Origin of the sequence: Mucilaginibacter rubeus (assembly GCF_014643835.1) — a bacterium.
In the GTDB taxonomy this organism is placed as follows: Bacteria; Bacteroidota; Bacteroidia; order Sphingobacteriales; family Sphingobacteriaceae; genus Mucilaginibacter; species Mucilaginibacter rubeus.
This window is the reverse complement of record NZ_BMKD01000001.1, coordinates 1,104,033-1,122,104: the sequence shown is the minus strand read 5'-3', so window position 1 is coordinate 1,122,104 and position 18,072 is coordinate 1,104,033. Positions and strand designations below refer to the sequence as shown.

Here is an 18,072-nt window from a genome sequence, read left to right as displayed (position 1 = left end):
TATCATTTTATAATTTTGCAGATGACCTCTTTTGAAACTAACAATAATCAAGGACGAAATACGCCCTCGTTCGAAAATACAGAAATAGCTTTTCGCCATTCATCCAATACCGATCTGAACCGTGCCTACTGGTTGTTCAGGATGATCAATATTAACTTTTTGGTAAAGATAGGCCCACCGGTTACCAATTTTGCCATGAAGATAGGTTTGCCGATAAGGAATATTATCAAAGCTACCATATTTAAACATTTTTGCGGCGGCGAAACTATTGCCGAATGTGATTATACCATCAAAAACCTTTATAGCGGCAGGGTGGGTACCATTTTGGACTACTCGGTAGAAGGTGAAGAGGAAGAAACCGTATTTGATAATACCCGCGATGAGATTATCCGTACCATTGACCGCGCTGCCAAAGACAAAGCGATCCCTCTTACCGTATTTAAAGTAACGGGGGTGGGACGTTTTGGCCTCCTTGAAAAATTGGATGCCCGTGTTAAATTGAACGATACCGAAGAAGAGGAGTGGAGAAGGGTACAAAACCGTGTACTGGCTATTTGTGATAAAGCGTTCAAAAACAACGTGCCTGTAATGATAGATGCTGAAGAAAGCTGGATTCAGGATACTATTGATCTTTTAGCGCTTACCATGATGACCCAATTTAACAAGCAAAAGCCGATAGTTTATAATACCTATCAAATGTACAGGCATGATAAACTGGCCTCGATGTTAAATGATCATGCCATCGCTCAAAGCGAAGGTTTTATATTGGGAGCAAAAATAGTACGCGGTGCTTACATGGAAAAAGAACGTAAACGTGCCGAAGAAAAGGGCTACCCATCGCCAATTCAGCCCGATAAAAAATCTGCTGATCTTGATTATGATTCGGCGCTTGATTATTGTACAAGTCATATCAATGAAATAGCTTTTATTGCAGGTACACATAATGAAGAAAGTTGCCGTTTGCTGGCCGAATTACTGGACAATAAAGGTATTGATCATAAACATCCGCATGTTTATTTTTCGCAATTGCTTGGCATGAGCGATAACTTAAGTTTTAACCTGGCCCATGCCGATTATAATGTAGCCAAATACGTGCCTTATGGACCGGTAAAGGCTGTACTGCCATATTTATTTCGCCGTGCACAGGAAAATACAGCTATAGCCGGGCAAATGAGCCGCGAGTTGAGTCTAATTACAAAAGAAAGAAAGCGCCGAAGCGCTTAACTTATAAAACTACCATACAAAGAGGGCATTTAATAAATTAATTGCTCTCTTTTTGCAAAGGACTGTATGGTATCTGGAGTTGTCATTAGAAAGGTTTGGATACCCAACTTTTTTGCGGCCTCCAAATGCTGCGGACTATCGTCAATAAATAAGGTTTCTTCGGGTTTTAAATTATTCTCCTTAAGTACCTGTTCAAAAATGGCAGGCTCTGGCTTGCGCTTGCCTGTAAGGTGCGAGTAATATGTTTTTTCGAACAGGTGATCGTTTCCTTCAAAACCGAAATCGGTTTTAAGATAGTTCATGATATAATCATAATGGATAGCGTTAATATTGCTAAGCAAAAAAGTACGGTATTTGTCTTTCAGCTTTAACAGTAATTCGTGATTTCCTTCGGCAATTCCGACCAGGATACTGTTCCATGCGGCATCAATCTGATCATCCGTCAGGGAAAGGTTGTTGGTTTTTTCCCTTACGTAATCCCTGAATTGTGCCGCGGTAACTTCGCCACGATCAAATTTATCAAAAATTTCATCCTGGGTTTTGTGGCCAAAAAACGCTTCGGGGTTACTTATACCTAATTGATTCCAAGATTGTTGAACCCGGAGAAAGTCGATACTGAAAATAACGTTACCATAATCGAAGATGATATTTTTAATATTTTCCATAAAAAGAGTTTGAGATATGGCCGCAAATATGTAAAATTGCACCCGCAAACAAAAACAAAATAACCGCGCCTATAGCTCAGTCGGTTAGAGTAGAAGACTCATAATCTTTTGGTCCCTGGTTCGAGCCCAGGTGGGCGCACAAGGAAAACAGACAGCAATGGTCCTGTTTTTCTCCGGTAAAAGGCCGTTTCTGTAACGGAAACGGTCTTTTTTTAATATCTTTGAGTCGGATTTATTCCACGGCGCTGACACCGTAAAAACTTCACAACGTCAGGACTTGCATAATTATTTGTTGAACTTCACGTAAAACCGTCACTATTCCGTCATGACGATTTTTACGTGGCCTAAAAAAAACAAGATTATGGCAACTGTAAATGCTGTGGTTTATGACCAATTTAAAAGGGAGGATGGAACCTTCCATGTACAAATCAAAGTCTTTCACAAAGATGTCCGCCGGTTTATCGAAACCAACCAATATGTAACGGCCCGGCAACTTGATGAGAACTTAAAAATTAAGGATAAACATATCCTTAAATCGTTAGACGATACACTAACGGATTATCGAAAGACCATTGGCGACCTTGCTCCCAAATTGGACTTTTTTACCTGTGATGATTTAAAAGCCTATTTAATTAACAAAGACAAAGAGGTAGATTTTATTGCCTTTTGTGCCCAGCACATTGCTTCATTACGGAAAGCTAAAAGAGATGGAACCGCCGATAATCATCGGGCTGTCCGAAACAGCCTTATTGATTATTTTAAAAAGCAAAGCGTATCAATTTTAGAGATTAATTCCGGTATGCTATTCGCCTACGAAAAATGGTTACAAACCGACCGTACAATGGTGCGGGTTAACCAATTAGGTAGGGAAGTAACAACAACAGAAAAAGGCATGCAAACCGGGGGTATTTACTCCCATATGCGCGATTTACGAACGCTATTCAATGAGGCCAGAAAGATTTATAATAATGAGGATATCGGCGTTGTTAAAATTAAACATTATCCGTTCAAGGTTTATAAAATCGGCGCACCTCCAAAAACCAAAAAAAGAAACATTTCAGTTGAGCAGGTCAATAAACTAAAAAAGTGTGCGGTAAACCCTGAAAGCCGCGCAGAGTTGGCCAGGGATTTATTTATGCTAAGCTTTTATATGTGTGGGATGAACGCTGTAGATTTCTACAACATTAATTGCTATGATCCGGAAAGTACAAGGTTAGAATACAACCGATCAAAAACAAGTGGTCTTCGTGATGATGATGCATTTATAAGTATAAAGATTGTTCCGGAAGCAAGGCCATTGCTTGAAAAATACATAGGTAAATTGCAGGACAGATACAGTACCTATAATGGATTGGATACAGCGTTAAGCAAGGGAATGCAACAATTGCGTACTATAACGGGCGTGCCAGATATTACCTTTTATTGGGCGCGGCATACCTTTGCGACCATTGCAAGAAATAAATGCCAAATGGATAAAGATAGTATTGCAGAAGCCTTAAACCATGTAGACGGAGATCACAAAATCACAGACATTTATATCGAAAAAGACTGGAGTATCGTTGATAAAGTACAGGCAGCTGTAATGAAGTTTTTCAGAGGATTGAATAAACCGAAACCAGCCAAGCCACAAACAACTAAAATTAAGGAATTAAGTGACCCGATAGAACACCGTAAAACCATGCGTCTCGTAAGCGCATAATATTACTGAATATGAAAACATTCATTTTGTTTTGCCTTACCTGTATTGTAGCTACAGGGGCATTTCTTGCCGCCACAACGTCGGCAAATAAGTTACCCTTATTTATCATAGGGTTTGGAGTTTGGATTTTATTTCTATGGTATTTTGTTCGAAAGACTAGTAGATAATTAAAAGCATCTTCCGGCTTTTGTTCGCTTTAAAAAAAAATTTTAATCCAAATCGGGATCGAATTATAATATTTATAAGTAGGGTAGATTTGTTCGGGAGACAGAAAAATCATTTCGTGCCTGAATTATCATCATCATAATTGAAAATATGCTCGAGTAGCGCTATAGTATCAATATTAATTACAAATATTTTCAAATTCGTATTTACAATCGAGTAATACTACTTATTATAATTCTAAGCTTTTTATTTAGCTTCGTGCATTGTGAAAATTTGATTAATTTCTCTTACTTCACAATGCATTAAAGGAAATCTCACAACCAATTACGGGGAATTACCTAAACAGATAAATGTTAGAAACAAAAACGCACAACATAGCAGCCGGAATACGTCTTTCTTTACGGGATGAAGACTTTTTGGTAACTCATGTAGAAAAAGATATAATTGAAGTTGAAGGTATTTCCGAATTGGTGAAAGGGATGCGTTTTACGTTTGATCTCAGTTTGGAGGATTTTGATGTTATTACGCCAGAATCAACTAAGCTCATTGCTGATAATTCCAATGGATATCGCAAATCAAAACTTTTTATAGAAACTGTTTTGCGTAACTCGTCTTTCTTTTCTGAAGGGATTGAGATAGCAAACAAAGCCGCAATCCGGCCAAGCAATTATCAATTTATCCCAACTATAAAAGCCCTATCGCTGCCCAAACCACGAATCCTGATCGCTGATGCTGTCGGGTTAGGTAAAACCATTGAGGTAGGGATTTTCCTTACGGAAATGATTCGCCGTGGGAAGGGTCAACGAATTTTGGTTGTTACTCCCAAATCTATACTTTCCCAATTTCAGCAGGAAGTATGGTCCCGGTTTTCGATTCCGTTGGTCCGCTTGGATAGCCAGGGTGTGGCAAGAATTACTACCATTATCCCTTCGAATAAAAATCCATTTGATTATTATGATAAGGTAATTGTATCCGTCGATACCCTGAAAAACAATGGTAAATTCCGACATTATCTTGAAAAGATCAAATGGGACATTATCGTAATAGATGAATGTCACACAGTTGCAAACGAAGGCAGCGACCGCGGGAAACTCGCCAAGTTTTTATCTCAAAGATGTGAAGCGCTGGTGCTTACCTCTGCCACACCACATAACGGTAAAAAGAAAAACTTTGCCAATCTGATCACATTACTCGATCCAACCGCTATTCCCTATAACGGAGAATTTACGGCAGAAGATATTACACCGCTTTATGTACGAAGATTTAAAAAGGATGTTGAAAGCGAGGTTGGCGATTCCTTTCGTGACCGGGTAACAACCAGCTTTCATGCTTCATTATTTCCCGAAGAGGAAAGTGTGATTGAAAAAATACAACGCGCTAAAGGTGAAGCTTTTGATAAAGCAAACGGTAATATGAGCGATGGTTCACTGCTTTTTACTATAGGCTTATTCAAATCGTACATGTCTTCTCCTTCTGCATGTCTTGAAACGATAAGCAACCGGCTGGAAAAACAAATTGATGAAGAGATAACCAAAAGTTTCTTACTTGGCTTACAGGCTCAACTGGACAACATCCTAAAAATAAACGCAGACGGAAAGTTAGCTGAACTTATTACTCAATTAAAGGCGTCGGGTTGGAAAGGCAGGAAAACGGACGACCGGATCATCATTTTTACCGAAAGAAGAAAAACCCTTGACTACCTGGAAGAAAAGCTAAAAGCCGCATTTAACATTGATGAAGCAGCAATAGTTCAGTTTAATGGCAGTTTAACAGATACCGAGCAGCAGGACATCATTGAGAAGTTTTCAAAGGAAGAAAGCCCTATCCGTTTGTTCCTCACCTCTGATGCGGGAAGCCAGGGGGTTAACTTGCATTACCACTGCCACAAAATGTTTAATTATGATATTCCATGGTCTATTATAACACTGGAACAACGCAATGGCAGGATAGATCGGTTCGGGCAAAAAAATACGCCCTACATCTATTATCTTATTTCAAAATCGGATAACCCAACAATTAAGGACGATTTTAGGATACTGGATAAATTAAAGGAAAAAGAAGAAGAAGTATATAAAACGCTGGGTGACGCTGCAAGCCTCTGGATGCTTTATGATACTAATAAAGAGGAAAAGCTGGTAACCAGGGCTTTTGTAAAAGGAGATGTTTCCATCCTCGACAAAAAACAGAAGGACGACGAAATTGATTGGAATGCGGTCTATGATGTATCAGAAGAAACTGAATTATCAAAAGAAAATATTTTTGAAAAACCGCACAGTTCTTTTTATTCTACTGATTTCCAGTATTATTCCACCGTCATTGATGAATTAAAATCAGTAGATGAAAAGCTGCGCGATAAAATATCAGTCGACCCGATGGATCAATTGATTGAGTTTGTTCAAACTGAGGAACTTTGTGGCAAACGTGGCGAATCCCAAGGGGTACTGTATGATATTCCGGATGAAGCTTTCCCCGATAAAAGGGACACATTTAAACTTACCTGTGATAAAGAAGCGGTTGAAAAATCGATAGAGAGGGCGCGAAAAAAAGAAGGCTGGCCGACGCACCAATTACTTTATGATATGCATCCTTTAGCCCGATGGTTGCAGTATAAAATATTGGCCCGCATTGATAAAGGGAATGCTCCTGTGGCCCGGATGCGCAGTCCCTTGCCTGATAAATCGGCATGGTTTATTTTCCAGGGAATAAGCTCCAATGGCAAGGGGCAGGCAATTTTGTCAAAATTATTTGTGATTGGCCGGTCCTTTATTGGCAGGGATGTAGGCAACCTGGATAGCTTTGACGATTTCGTTAGCCATTACCGATTGTTTGACGATTTACCAACCCTGGAAATTGAACAAGCGCATTTAGACATTTTGCAAGCGATGTTACCTGATGCGGTCACATCTGCAAAGCGTTTGTATACGCAGCAGTTACAGGGAAATTTGGTTGATGACATCGAAGACAAGCTAACCGAATACGAAAGAAAGTTGAACAAGTGGCTGCAAAACTCCGAACGTCAGTTAGATTTACAATTCGGGGAGGACAGCGCCGGGGCAGGTCGCTCGCATAAGGATAAGCGAAAAAAAGATATAGATTATGTGCATAAGGAGACTGACGAGTTTTACAAAACATTTTTTCAGTTAGAAGAAGACCCCTATTTGCGCTTGCTGGCAGTGTTTTATAACGCGTAACGATTTAAAAAGAGAATGATCAGGTTTATAGAAAATATTGGCGATTACTACTCACAACACTTTTTTACGGATAATTTCCCCAAAAAAGTGTTTGATAAAGCAGGCTACGTTACGCAGAAAAAAGATAGTGATGGAAAGGATACGAGTAATCATCTATCCGAAATAAACGCTCTTATTTCTCCTCTTCGCGAAAAATACTATCGCTTTAAAAATGATTTATTCAACATACAACGTGTAAAAGATAAAGTAAAACGCACGCACGATTTTCATAGAGAAGTATTACAGGCGCTTGGCTATATAAACGGTACTCCTGAATACAATCAGCCGGTTTACCTTGATGATACCCAGGTAATACCTGTACGCTACAATTATACCAAAGTCGGAAAACCTTATTTGTTTATCATGGAAATGAAAGCCATCGTCCATGAAGGTGAAAAGGCACCCGAAGGTATTTACGACCAAACCTGGGTAAAAGACGAGTGGGAGAAGGTTTTTCCGGAAGCATGGGGAGATATTACCTTAAATCCCGATGTAATTAAAGATGCGCTGTCTGAATTGTTTCTATTGCCAGAAGACGAACGCCCGGTATATGTGATCATGCTTGCGGGTGCAAAAATTTTCCTGATCCATTTTGAGAAATGGAAGTATGATAGTTTTTTATTGTTCGACCTGGAAGAACTTTTCCTTGAATCGCAGGTTTCCGCCAACCGCGATTATTTAGCTTTGTTTTATGCCCTGCTGGCCAAACCTAATTTTTTAGGCAATACTGATAGTTTGCTGCAATCGCTGGATGAAGATGCGCATAAGGCGGCTTACGGTGTAACTCAGAATTTAAAAAAAGGGGTAATTTTTGCAGTGGAGAGCCTGGCAAATGAGGCCATTTGGTTTAGGAAGAAAAATGTAAAAACCTTAGAAGATAAAGAGGCCATTGAAAAATTAATGGCCGACGAAAAATTTGCGAAGGAATTAAAAGATGAATGCCTTACTATGGTATATCGCCTGCTGTTTTTGTTTTATGCAGAAGCAAGGGAAGATTTAGAAATATTACCGGTTAAAGATCCTACTTACCAAAAAGGTTATAGTCTTGAAATGCTTCGCGATTTGGAGTTTGTACACTTGGGTACAGATTCATCAAAAGAAGGGCACTTCTTTTCCATCAGCTTGTGGAAATTATTTGATTATCTCCATAGCGGCGTGAAAACCACTAATGGGTTTGAAATGAAACCTTTGGACTCGCCTTTATTCGATAATATCGAATTGAAACATTTGTCGGGTGTACAGTTTCGCAATATAGTTTTACAGCAAATTATAAAGCGCTTATCATTAAGCGACCAAAGTAAAGCTAAAAGTCGAGGGCGGATATCATACGGCAATTTGGGTATCAATCAATTGGGTAGTGTGTACGAAAGTTTGCTTGCCTTTAGTGGTTTCTTCGCAGCTGATACCCTGATCGAGGTAAAAGCAGCGGACGACCCGGATGGTAAAGAAGGAACTTTCCTTGTTCCATTAACCAGAAGAGATGAATTTAAGGAAGATGAAATACTAAAAGACCCCGAAAATCCGCAATACGATCAGCAGTTACCCAAAGGTCATTTTGTTTATCGCCTGAATGGCCGTGACAGGAAAAAATCAGCCTCGTATTATACGCCTGAAGTGCTTACCCAAACAACGGTAAAATATACGCTAAAGGGCATAATTGATAAGTTGAAGGAACGTCAGGAAGCAGGTGAAGATTGCGCCGACGAAATATTAACCCTTAAAATACTGGAACCGGCGATGGGCGCTGCGGCTTTTCATAACGAGGCTATTAATCAATTGGCCGATGCTTATTTGGAATTGAAGGAAACCGAAGCAGTTAGAAAAGGCCGCAAGCGAATAATACCGGGTAGCTACAACGATGAACTGCAAAAAGTAAAAGCCTTTATAGCGGCCAATAACGTGTATGGTGTGGATTTAAACCCCACCGCGGTTGAACTGGGTAAGCTTTCACTATGGCTTAACTGTATGCACCGAAATATGGAAACGCCATTTTTTGCGCATCGCTTAGGCGTGGGCAATGCGGTGGTAGGTTGCTGGCTAAAAGTTTACGATGAACAGGATATTATTGCGGAGTACCCTAAAGAAGGAATTACCAAACTACGCAATACGCTTATACCAAAAGCCTGGTGGGCAAAGGCCCCTAGGCGTATTAAGTGGGATAAAAAGGGAGTTCTAACACGTAAACCCAACCAGTTTTATCATTTTTTATTACCGGATGATAACATGCTTTCCTCGGCAGGGATTGGGTTGATAAAGGAAGACTTAAGCGACGCTGAAAAAAAGGCGATAACTGAGAAAAAGAAACAATTTAAACAACCGCTAACCAGCCTTGAATGTAAGCGTTTGGAGAAGCTTTGCAAGGTAATTGATACCCTGCTGGAAGAGCATTATAAGCAGATAAAAGAAATAATAAAAGATACCACCAGCGCATATGCGGTTTATGGGCAAAATGCCCCACAAATAGCGATAAAAGGCTATGACGAAAAGGAACGCCTCGCCGAAAGGCGAAATGCCCGAAGTGCGCCATTTTATAAGTTGCGTATGGTGATGGACTATTGGTGCAGCCTTTGGTTTTGGGACGCCAGAAACGCCGCCGATTTCCCTAACAGGAATGAGTGGTATAACGAGGTTGAAAATATTTTAGGTATTGATCTTTCCGGCTTGGCTGAAAATCCAGGCGCGCCCGAGATTTTGGCCAACATTAAAAAAAATGCCGCAAGCCAATGGACCCTGTTTGGCAGCGACACCCGCATACAAACCATAGCTGCACTACGCGAGCAGCATCGATTTTTCCATCATGAACTTGAGTTTTTAGAAGTGTTTAAGGATAGGGGCGGGTTTGATGTGATTGTGGGCAATCCGCCATGGATAAAATTATTATTTGAGGAAAAGGACATCATCGCCGAACAATTTCCAGAAATCCTGATAAGAAAAACGACTGCCCCACAAGTACGGAAGATGCAGCAAGCCTATCTGTTATCAAATGCTCAAAAGAAAGAGTACTACATTGAGCTAATTGGGACTGAAGGCTTAGCGCAGTTTATGAATGCTCGACAAAACTATCCGCTACTTGCCGGCCAGCAGACCAATTTGTATAAATGTGTAATAGAGGATGGCTTTTCTTTAACTGCGCCACAAGGCTATTTAGGCTTGGTACACCCCGAAGGAATATATGACGACCCTAATGGCCAGCCTTTGCGTAAAGAATTATATCAAAGATTAGTTTATCACTTCCACCATAGAAACGCTTTAAAATTATTCAGCGAAGTACATGATCAGCAGTATTACAGTATAAATATTTATAGAGGTGCACCAAAGGAAATAGATTTCATATCCATGAGCAATATTTGCCACCCGTCAACCATTGAAGGGTCGTTTAACCATAATGGCAATGGATTAGCGGGTGGTATTAAGATCAAAGATGAGGTTTCGGGTTCTTTTATCTGGAACGTAAAGCCCCATGCTGATAGGGTGGTTCGACTCACTGAAAAAGAACTGAGAATATTGGCTTTAACTTTTGAAGATTCTAATCAATGGCAAACCGCAAAATTGGTCGCTATACATTCATCAACATTGGTGTCTGTGTTAGAAAAATTAAGCGAATTTAAGAGCTCTATCCAAAACTTCGATTCGAAAATATCAGAAGGATGGCACGAAACAAATGATGTTAATTTAGGGATTATAGTGCGTTCCACTAAATTTCCAGATTTAGCGGACCATGAAATGATTTATAGTGGCCCGCACATTTATATAAGTAATCCGTTTTATAAAACGCCACTTAAAATCTGTACACTTCGCTCAGATTATGAAACAATTGATCTACTAAGTATTGAAGATTCCTTTGTGCCTCGAACAAATTATGTCCCTGGTAAAAATCCGCTCATGTTTCCCGATATTATCACTGGATTCGGAACAGACCGGTGGATAGATTATTACAAAATTGGCTTTAGAAAAATGCTCAATCAACCGGGAGAAAGAACATTAACTAGTTCAATACTTCCAGCAAAAACGAGCCACATTAATAGCATAATTTCATTAGCTCTAAAAAAATCCGCGGATTTGATAGAGGCACAAGGGCTATGCTCATCTCTAATCTTAGATTTCTTTATCAAAACAGTTGGTGCTTCTAATTTAGGTGATAGCAGAATCACTGCATTTCCTTTGGGGATTGAAGCGAAGTTTAAACCGAAACTATTTAGCCGCACCTTATTGCTTAACTGCCTTAACAAGTACTACGCGCCGCTATGGGAAGAAAACTGGCAGGAGGTTTATAGGCAAGATGAATGGAGTAAGGACGATGCAAGGTTAAAACCATTTAATGCCCTAACTAAAGCATGGGAATGGCGTTCACCGCTCCGAAATTGGTACGAACGTCGGTTGGCTTTGGTAGAGATTGATGTAATAACAGCTATGGCATTAGGCCTTACGCTTGCAGAGTTGAGCCTTATTTATAACGTGCAATTCCCGGTACTGCAACAAAATGAAGACGATACCTGGTATGATGCAAAAGGAAATATTATTTTCACTTGCAGCAAAGGCCTCACGGGCGTTGGTTTGGATAGGGCCGAATGGGATAAAGCAACAATCGAAGTTAACCCAATGCAGCGTACTCTTAAAGATGGAGACATTTATGAGTATACCATTACCAAAAGCGAGTTATATCAAGGCCAACAAATAACTTACTACGCACCTTTTGATAAATGCAACCGGGTTGAAGAATATAAAACCGCCTGGGCACATTTTGAAAACGTGTTTGCTAATGATGTATTAGTTACCGCGACACCTAACAACTAAAGCGTTTATACATGTTATCACTACTACAGGCAGAGGAAATAAGAAACGCAGTGGTTGAGTACTTGAAGGCTACCTATAACTTTGACGATAAAAAAGTTGAGCAGGCGTTTGAGGATTTTTTATATAGCAAACGCCATGGAATGTTTAAAGGCCCTTATATACAAATAAGGCTGCCATTTGAGAGGATTGAACCCGAAGAAGAAAAAAACCTTGCCGAAGTATTAACCATTGCGCCAAACTTTCCACCTTACCGGCACCAGCACGAGGCATTTAAACGGTTGACAACTCAAAATAATCAACCCCAGCCTGTAATTTTAACAACAGGAACAGGTTCTGGAAAAACTGAAAGTTTTTTATACCCCTTGTTAGATTATTGCTATAAAAATATAGGCAATCCCGGTATAAAGGCTGTTATATTATACCCCATGAATGCCCTCGCCACTGACCAAGCAAGGCGCTTAGCGCAAGCAATTCACAATTATAAAAGCCCCTCAGGCGAATATGTATTGCGCGACAAAATAAGGGCGGGCCTATTTATAGGTGAAGGCAGAAACAAGGCAAAGGACAGGCCCACCCGTATGGAAGAACAGCGGATAATTGAAGACCGTGATACCTTAATACAGGCACCTCCGGATATCATATTAACCAACTTTAAAATGTTGGATTATTCGCTCATGATAGCCAGGTATCATAACCTATGGAAGTATAATTATGCAGATAGCTCACTCCTGAAATTTATTGTACTGGATGAATTGCATACTTATGACGGCGCAAAAGGATCGGATGTGGCTAGCCTCATCAGGCGTTTAAAGCTTAAATTAAATATTGGTAATGATCAGTTAGTTCCTGTTGGCACGTCGGCAACAATGGCTGGCGGCGATGAAGGAAAAGAAGAGCTGGTAAAGTTTTTCTCCCTGATCTTTGGGATTGACGTAGATAGCAGCGCTGTTATTGAGGAGAAAAGAATAGAACCCGAAATGTTTTTCGATGAAGCATTGGAGGTGCCAGTCTTTGACCTGGGCAAAATAAACCAATGCGATTTTTATGAAGCTGACGAATATGAAACGTATGTTGAGCGACAGCTAAATTTATGGGGATATTCAAATGAGCCGGAAGTACTATTAAACCAGCTCAAAAAAAATAAATGGCTGCTGCAATTGGTCGAACTAACCAGTAAAGGCGTTGTTGAATTAGAAGAAACAACAACCTATTGGATAACAAGGTGCTTTAAGGAGGGAACACTAACCTATCATGAAGGTTTTAAGCTGCTGCAATCGTTAACGGGCATATTGTCGTACGCAAAAGAGCAATCGGGAAATCAATATACCCCGTTTGTTTTCTTTCAAACCAGTTATTGGATACGCAGTTTACACCGCACCCTAAAAAAAATGCAGCCTTACCCTTTGTTTGCATGGCAGAGCGACTTAAACCCAAATGAAAAAATAAAATCATTGCCCCCTTATTACTGTCGTGACTGCGGCGGTTCGGGCTGGCTTGCTGTAAAAAAAGAAGGGAATGATTATTTAGAAAATGATTTGACAAGGATACGCACCCTCTTTATGGCTGAAAGGCAAAATAAGAATGTGTACTTTATTTCTTCATTAGAAGGACAATCTGTTGTAAGTGTTTTCGCTGATGACTATAGCCCTACTGATAAAATTGGGGATTATATTAACCCCGAAACCTTAGAATTATCAGATAAAAAGGAAGCTGACAATTATTTTAAAATAATAGGCGTAAGAAGGCAGGTTGACGACAGAATTGAAAAGATATGCCCGCATTGCAATTCCAGAAATACGCTTGCACTGATCGGTACAGGTCTGCCGACTTTAGAATCGATTATTGCTGCACAGTTGATGGCAACGGCAACAGATCCGGCAGCAGATCATGACAGAAAATTGCTCGCTTTTACCAATGCTGTGCAGGATGCTGCCCACCAGGCTGGTTTTATTGAAAGCCGGAACTATCGTTTCGGAATGCGGCACGCTATTCAAAGTGTTTTAAAGGCACACGATGGCACAATAACTTTAACTGAACTTTACCCTGAATTTGAGAAATTATGGCGTCAAAAATTACTTAATGAATCAAAGCCTGAAGATGCCTTCATTTTTAAATACCTGCCTCCCGATTGCGAAAGCCGGATAAAAATTGATGACTATAGGCAAAAGGACAAGTCGTTTTCGAAACCCTTTTTGCAGGAGTTCAGTAATAGGTTAAGCTGGGAAATATGGTCTGAGTTTTCATTTAGCGCGGGTATTGGCCGCACACTCGAAAAATCAGGGGCTTCTGCCGTAGAATTTGACATTCTCCAATTTGATGATGTCTATAATCAAATGAGTTATTGGATTGAAAAGGAAACCCTTAATGGCCGCATCAATCAGGACACATTTGCCAAGTTTCTATTGGGGTTTTTACATCGCTTACGTTTTAAAGGCGGTGTTGACCACGTGTATTTAAAAAAATATAGATCAGAAAAAACCAATTACTGGCTAATTACCCAAAACACAAATAAAAAGCACTTCCTGATTAAAAACTTTGGGAAGAACTCGCGTTTGCCAAAGTTTGCAACATTATCACCCGGTCCAAATACTGCCGCTTTTGAGATTATTCAAACGCAGGGCGGCAAGCAAAATTGGTATAGCACCTGGTTTTTGAAATGTTTTGATACTGTAGGATCAGCTGAAACCGAACTTATTAATGATTTCTACCAAAAGCTTTTTGAATACTTAGAGGCCAATAAATTACTGGACAAAAAAGTTGCTGCAGGCATTAATAACGTTGGCTTAAATCCCGATCAAATATACCTGACAACTGATGTAAGTTCATTTGAATGCAGCGTTTGCGGCAATAATTTGAATGTTGGTAGTGGTAATGGCAATTTAGTTGAGGGAATGGCTTGCTTACAACACCGTTGCCCGGGAAAATATACTAAAAATGAAAACGGGTTCGATTATTACCGCATGGTGTATAATAGGGGTCGGGCTTTAAGAATATTTGCGAAAGACCACACGGGATTGATTGACAGGGATAAAAGGGAGAAACTTGAAATAGATTTTAAAAACAGACCTAATTACCAAAGCACAAATGTATTGGTCGCTACCTCTACCCTTGAAATGGGTATTGATATAGGTGATTTAAATACTGCCTTTAATGCATCTATACCACCCGAAACTTCAAATTATTTACAAAGGGTTGGTCGCGCGGGGAGGGCCTCTGGCACCTCACTCATAGTAAACCTCGCCGGTCGTGATGAGCATGATCAATATTACTTTGAAGACACCATGGCCATGATGGCGGGTGACATCAGAACACCCTCGTGTTATTTGGGCGCCAGGGATATTTTACGCAGGCATTTTATGGCCTATTGCTTTGATAGCTGGGCATCGGCAGATCATGACAGCAATAACATTCCACCATTTGTAAGAGTACTGAAAATTAAAAGCCTTCCTTTGGGTGATTCCCGCTTTATATTTAACCAGATTGCTGATTTCATTTCAAAAAACAAGGCAAAATTAATTACCAACTTTAAAGGAAAGTATACCAATGAGGATGCCTTAGAAGCTGTTAAGCAGATTGAAATGGATTTACTGGCCGATCAGCCGGTTCAGCAATTGCAATCTATACAAAGCCAATTACTTAAAGAGGTGGAGTATTACGATAAAAAAAGAAAAGAAGTAAAGCATCAGCTCAACAAACTTCCGGCTACTGGTGCCGAAACTGAAGCATTAAAGGCGGAAAACAGAGCAATTTCGGGGGCGATTGACAATATTTTCAAGAGAAATACTATAGAATACCTAACCAATATCGGTATTCTGCCAAACTATGCTTTCCCTGAAACAGGGGTACATATCAATGCCCAAATAATATCTAAGGTTGAAGAACCAACAGGCGTAAGATACCATGTTGAAGATTTTGGTGAAATTGTACGTCCGGCATCCAGTGCCATTACAGAACTTGCCCCCGGAAATATTTTTTACAGCCAGGGACACAAGCTGGAATCGCAGGGACTTGAAATATTTTCGGCGGATGATTATGAAACATGGCGCTTTTGCAGCAATTGTGATGCTCTGGAATTAGATGTAGATGTACGGCGGGACCAGCTATTATGTCCAAAGTGCCAGCATAACTCATGGGGGAGCCTTGCAAATAAAAAGACTTTAGTAAAGCTTAAGGGAGTACTGTCAGTAAACGATAGGGAATCATCTAAAATTAACGACAGTTCAGATGATAGAGAACGTAAATTTTATACTAAGTCAGTCCATCTAAAAACAGACCCAAGTTCATCGAGAGGCGCTAAAGTTTTAAAACGGGTACCTTTTGGTATTGAATTTTATTCGGCTGCCGAATATTTTGAAGTGAATACTGGCATTAGGGAAGAGGGGTTTTGGGGAAGCAGAAAACTATTTATCAATGATAAAGAAAATCCGGAGGTCGGTTTCGTAGTTTGTAAAACTTGTGGGAAAGCCACAGAAAGGCCGCTTACGCAACGTGAGCTTGATAACCGTCAAAAGTCATATCATTTTGGATATTGTGCAAACCGAGCAATCAACTACCAGGGACAAAATGATGAAACTTTTAACGAGTTATACATCTATAGGAGTTTTCAAACCGAAGCTTTAAAAATATTACTTCCTGTGCAGGATTTTAGGACGGCCGAGAAGGTCTCTATTTTTAAAGCGGGCCTATTATTAGGATTGAAGGACTATTTCAAAGGTCACCCAGACCATGTAAATATAAGAGCCTATGATGAGTTCAATACCGAATCTGGCCGAAAGGAAAGTTACCTGGTAATGTATGAAAGCATTCCCGGCGGTACTGGCTATTTATCAAGATTGTTTAATACAGAGGAATTTACAAAGCTGCTGAATATCGCTTACGACCATATCAGGAATTGTACCTGCAAAGATGAGGGAAAAGATGGTTGTTATAAGTGTATCTACACTTACGCTAATCAGTATGACAGGGAAATATTAAGCAGAGCTGAAGCGGAGAATTTATTTAAAGACATTGTTGAGAAATCTAACGAATGGAATGAAGTAAATAGCCTGACTAATATTGCTCATATTGCCAACAATGAGGAGTCTGAATTAGAAGAAAGGTTCATTGATCTTTTGCAAAGGGATTTCAAGGCCAAACACAATAGTGATTTTGAGGAGCTGATTGAGAATGGATTAAAAAAATACCGGCTCACCTTAATTGAACAGGATAACCGGATTTGCTACGAAATATGGCCACAGAATTTAGGTTATTATTTAACCGGCGTAAAATACACCACAAGGCCAGATTGTTTGTTTAAATGCGTGTCATTAACCATTAATGGTGTTACACAAACATTTGAGCAGGTTCAGGCAATAAAGGATATAGTTGTTTATTTAGACGGTTATAAATTTCATGCCACAGCTGAAAATAAGCGCGTTTTAGGTGATTTGAAAATACGGGATGCTATAACCCTATCAGGCAGATATGATCAATGGGTATTTTCATGGGAAGACATTGTAAATTTGGCTGTTAATAAAACAGAGGATAGCTTTTTTCGACAAATAAATTTCGAAGCAATAGGAAGAATTGCGCCTAAACACCCGCTTCTAAAATCTTTTGATTTTAGCTTAATCAAGAACCAGAACAGTTATTCGAGGTTTTGTATTTTTCTTAAACAGCCTCTTTTTAACTATGATGTTAAGCTGTGGTCGTCTATCCCATTATTTGCAGCACAAAGCAAACTCTTAAATAAATGCCTGGCAATTGACCAGGTAGATGCTTTTTTAGAATCGGGACGGGAGGCAGATTTCAATTTTGAGCAATCTAAGCCTGATCAATTCGCAGTATGCGATAATCTAAAATTCGTAGACGAATTAAAAATTATTTGCCTCGGGCATCCGGTTACGCTGGCCATAAAATCCGGTATTTTTTATGAATTGCCCGATGCTGACTATAATAAAGAAAACTGGGAGCTTTTTTGGCAGACGTATAATTTATTGCAATTCCATGATTTCAAAGGAGTAGAGAGGGAATTGAAGGTAGAAGAACCGACAGAATCTATAAATCAGATATTGGAACTTTTCGCAGATGAATTGCATGAAATAGTTAAAGCGTTAATAGAAAGACGCATTGCTATTAACTTTGATTATGATTTTGAACTGCTGGAAGATGAAATAATTGTCGCTCAGGCTACATTGGGGTCTGAGTTGCCAAAGTTCTTCATGCTCCCTTTTGATGAAGAATCCAGGAAAAAGTTTATTGAATCAGGTTTTACGGAATATACCATTGAAAATTTCAACATTAACAATTTATAATT

Annotated in this window: 6 protein-coding genes and 1 tRNA gene; 6 read left to right on the top strand and 1 reads right to left on the bottom strand. The window is 39.6% G+C overall.

Annotated elements, in window-relative coordinates; translation table 11 throughout:
* Positions 1 to 21: 21 nt before the first annotated feature.
* The gene (locus IEX80_RS04505) at positions 22 to 1,224 is read left to right on the top strand and encodes a proline dehydrogenase family protein (RefSeq protein ID WP_188832063.1); all 1,203 of its coding nucleotides are present in this window, start codon (positions 22 to 24) and stop codon (positions 1,222 to 1,224) included.
* A 29-nt stretch (positions 1,225 to 1,253) separates the two neighbouring features.
* Here the strand turns inward: IEX80_RS04505 and IEX80_RS04500 are convergent, their stop codons facing one another.
* Positions 1,254 to 1,889: an HAD family hydrolase gene (locus tag IEX80_RS04500; protein WP_188832062.1), complete on the bottom strand. Its 636-nt coding sequence runs from the start codon at positions 1,887 to 1,889 to the stop codon at positions 1,254 to 1,256.
* Between the two features lie 65 nt (positions 1,890 to 1,954).
* Here IEX80_RS04500 and IEX80_RS04495 point away from each other — a divergent pair.
* The 5 genes from IEX80_RS04495 to IEX80_RS04475 all read left to right on the top strand — a co-directional run bounded on the left by IEX80_RS04495 (position 1,955) and on the right by IEX80_RS04475 (position 18,070).
* Positions 1,955 to 2,028: transfer RNA gene (locus IEX80_RS04495), tRNA-Ile, on the top strand.
* 222 nt (positions 2,029 to 2,250) lie between these two features.
* Positions 2,251 to 3,588 carry a site-specific integrase gene (locus IEX80_RS04490; protein ID WP_188832061.1) on the top strand — a complete coding sequence of 446 codons (1,338 nt, stop codon included), beginning with the start codon at positions 2,251 to 2,253 and terminating at the stop codon, positions 3,586 to 3,588.
* Positions 3,589 to 4,103: 515 nt separating this feature from the next.
* Positions 4,104 to 6,944, top strand: coding sequence for a helicase-related protein (locus IEX80_RS04485; protein ID WP_188832060.1), 2,841 nt, complete (start codon positions 4,104 to 4,106; stop codon positions 6,942 to 6,944).
* A 15-nt stretch (positions 6,945 to 6,959) separates the two neighbouring features.
* The gene (locus IEX80_RS04480; protein ID WP_188832059.1) at positions 6,960 to 11,777 is read left to right on the top strand and encodes an Eco57I restriction-modification methylase domain-containing protein; all 4,818 of its coding nucleotides are present in this window, start codon (positions 6,960 to 6,962) and stop codon (positions 11,775 to 11,777) included.
* 11 nt (positions 11,778 to 11,788) lie between these two features.
* A complete protein-coding gene (locus IEX80_RS04475) occupies positions 11,789 to 18,070 on the top strand; it encodes a DEAD/DEAH box helicase family protein (protein WP_188832058.1) in 6,282 nt (2,093 codons plus the stop codon).
* The last annotated feature ends 2 nt before the right edge of the window (positions 18,071 to 18,072 follow it).

What these genes read in the sequence shown, in the direction of transcription:
- IEX80_RS04500 (WP_188832062.1), bottom strand. Translation starts at nt 1,889, where the DNA reads ATGGAAAATATTAAAAATATCATCTTCGATTATGGTAACGTTATTTTC.
- IEX80_RS04490 (WP_188832061.1), top strand. Translation starts at nt 2,251, where the DNA reads ATGGCAACTGTAAATGCTGTGGTTTATGACCAATTTAAAAGGGAGGAT.
- IEX80_RS04475 (WP_188832058.1), top strand. Translation starts at nt 11,789, where the DNA reads ATGTTATCACTACTACAGGCAGAGGAAATAAGAAACGCAGTGGTTGAG.
- IEX80_RS04480 (WP_188832059.1), top strand. Translation starts at nt 6,960, where the DNA reads ATGATCAGGTTTATAGAAAATATTGGCGATTACTACTCACAACACTTT.
- IEX80_RS04485 (WP_188832060.1), top strand. Translation starts at nt 4,104, where the DNA reads ATGTTAGAAACAAAAACGCACAACATAGCAGCCGGAATACGTCTTTCT.
- IEX80_RS04505 (WP_188832063.1), top strand. Translation starts at nt 22, where the DNA reads ATGACCTCTTTTGAAACTAACAATAATCAAGGACGAAATACGCCCTCG.